The 1,741-nt window shown below is 41.1% G+C and carries 1 protein-coding gene; it reads left to right on the forward strand.

Annotation, left to right across the window (positions count from 1 at the left end; translation table 11 throughout):
* On the forward strand, positions 1-1,371 hold a 1,371-nt coding region (locus B4237_RS04975; protein ID WP_286941942.1), incomplete at its 5' end, for a phosphoenolpyruvate carboxykinase (GTP).
* Positions 1,372-1,741: the final 370 nt, after the last annotated feature.

The raw sequence follows: 1,741 nt of genomic DNA on the forward strand, positions 1-1,741 counted from the left end.
AAAATGGCTCGTATGGGTAAAGCGGTTTATGATGTGCTAGGCACAGATGGCGAATTCATCCCATGTGTACACACAGTTGCTGCTCCACTTAAAGATGGTCAGAAAGATGTTGCTTGGCCTTGCAACAACGAAAAATACATCGTTCATTACCCAGAAACCCGTGAAATCTGGTCTTACGGTTCTGGTTACGGCGGTAATGCTTTACTTGGTAAAAAATGCTTAGCACTTCGTATTGCATCAGCAATGGGTCGTGAACAAGGTTGGTTAGCTGAGCACATGCTTATTTTAGGCGTGACAAATCCACAAGGCGAAAAACACTACATCGCAGCAGCATTCCCTTCTGCTTGTGGTAAAACAAACTTCGCAATGTTAATTCCACCAGCAGGCTATGAAGGCTGGAAGATTGAAACTGTAGGTGACGATATTGCATGGATCAAACCAGGTGAAGATGGTCGCTTATATGCAATCAACCCAGAAGCTGGTTTCTTCGGTGTAGCACCTGGTACAAATACCAAGACTAACCCGAACTGTATGGCGACACTTCATAAAGATGTAATCTATACAAACGTCGCTGTTACAGACAATGGCGAAATTTGGTGGGAAGGTCTTTCTAAAGAAGTTCCTACTAACTTAACCAACTGGAAAGGTCAACCTCACGTTGATGGTGAAAAAGCTGCACACCCAAATGCACGCTTCACAGTTTCAGCTGGTCAATGCCCTTCTATCGATGCTGACTGGGAAAATCCAGCTGGTGTACCAATTTCTGCGTTCATCTTCGGTGGTCGTCGCGCAGACACAGTACCTTTAGTATCAGAAGCTTTTGACTGGGTTGATGGCGTTTATAAAGCTGCTACGATGGGTTCTGAAACAACTGCTGCTGCTGTTGGTCAACAAGGTATAGTTCGTCGTGACCCATTTGCAATGCTTCCATTTGCTGGTTACAACATGGCTGATTACTTTGGCCACTGGTTACAACTTGGTCAAGAGGTTGGTGCTAAAGCAGAAGCTGCTGGTAATAAATTACCAAAAATCTTCAATGTAAACTGGTTCCGTCGTGATGCAGAAGGCAACTTCGTATGGCCTGGTTTTGGTCAAAACATGCGTGTTCTTGAGTGGATTATTGATCGTTGTGAAGGTCGTGCAGAAGCGACTGAAACTCCAATCGGTTTAGTTCCTACATATGAACAGTTGAACTGGGCTGGTATTGACTTCTCTAAAGAACAGTTTGATACAGTAACTTCTCAAGACAAAGATCAATGGATCAAAGAGATTGAAAGCCACACTGAGCTGTTCACTAAACTTGGTGCTCGCTTACCTCAAGCGCTTAAAGATCGTCAAAATGAATTATTAAATGCAGTAAAATCTGCTTAATTCATTTTTCCTCTTGCACAAAGAGGGATTAAGAAAAATTAAAAGGTCACTTCGGTGGCCTTTTTTTATGGCTTTTCGAAATTATCAATTAATCCCCTAATTAACCATAACTATTCCCATTAAGCTTTAGAGGAAATAAATTGCAAAATTAACAAATATTAACAATAATGATAATAATAGTATTTCTCATTTATTTCACATGGTTGTCGGTATGAGTTCTTCCCCTCTGTTCAAACGTAGTCGATTGTTTTTAGCTATCTCAACGTTAATTAGTATTAGTTCATATAGTTATGCACTCGATGATGAGACACAACAACTCCCAACGATTAAAGTTCAAGCCACTCAAAATGACGACAGCAGTGAAAAAACT

The sequence above is a fragment of the Acinetobacter sp. UBA6526 genome (genome assembly GCF_002434875.1).
Taxonomy (GTDB): domain Bacteria; phylum Pseudomonadota; class Gammaproteobacteria; order Pseudomonadales; family Moraxellaceae; genus Acinetobacter; species Acinetobacter venetianus.